Origin of the sequence: Enterorhabdus sp. P55 (assembly GCF_009911695.1) — a bacterium.
Lineage (GTDB): Bacteria > Actinomycetota > Coriobacteriia > Coriobacteriales > Eggerthellaceae > Enterorhabdus.
In genome coordinates this window covers 1-788 of the sequence record NZ_QWKK01000258.1, presented here as the reverse complement: position 1 = coordinate 788, position 788 = coordinate 1, and the positions used below count along the sequence as shown (strand labels likewise).

The window sequence follows — 788 nt, the reverse complement described above, 5'->3', positions numbered from 1 at the left end:
GAGCCGCGGACGCAGGCCGCGGGTGCGCTGGGCGCGGGCCGAGCGCGGGCCGCGGGCGCGAGGGCGCAGTCCGGCCCGGCTGGCTGCGACCGAGGCCGGGACTGGAACCGGAGCCGGACGGGATGCGGCCGGAAACAGGCCAATAGCAGCGTCTTCGGGATTTCTGGCCATTTTTGCCATGGTTTACGCAGTTTTTCCGCCCGCAACTCCCCTGCTCGCTTACGGCCAATCCGCTGACCTGGGAAAACGGAATTCACGACAGCCCACGAGCGGCCGCCTCCCCCTCTTGGCCGCGTAAAGCGCAGCGAAATTGGCCAGAAATTCGGAAGGCGCCTCCACAAGGAACGCGCGCTACGTCGCGAAGTCCCCGTTGAACGCCATCATGACGCCGAAGAGGAGGAATCCGGCCGTCACCAGCGCCGCTGCCGTCCGCCCGGCGCGTGGCAGCGAACGCCCCAGCCGGCGGCCGAGCCAGCGCCTGTCTGCCAGGGGGTAGAGCGCCGCCAAGATGATGAGCTGCACGGCGATGACGCCGACCCAGCGGATGCCCGGCGCATACCGCGCCATGCTCGACCCCGCCCCCGGGTCAACCGCCTCGCCGATGCCGACCGCCAGGAACAGGGCCGCCAGGGCGACAGCAGCCGCAGTGCGCGCCACGGCCCTCCCCTCGCGCCGGCGCGGCAACGGCGCGGGAGGCGTCCCCGATGCGACGGCCCCCGCCGAGACGCCGCACGGCGCTTCGGCGCCGGGACACGGCACGCGCCCCGCGGCAGGAGCCGCCCCAGCCG

At 73.0% G+C, this 788-nt stretch carries 1 protein-coding gene; it reads right to left on the bottom strand.

Translation table 11 applies throughout. The features are described from left to right. Nucleotides 1-351: 351 nt before the first annotated feature. On the bottom strand, nt 352-657 hold the full coding sequence (locus tag D1643_RS11150; RefSeq protein WP_160710661.1) for a hypothetical protein: 306 nt from the start codon (nt 655-657) through the stop codon (nt 352-354). Nucleotides 658-788: the final 131 nt, after the last annotated feature.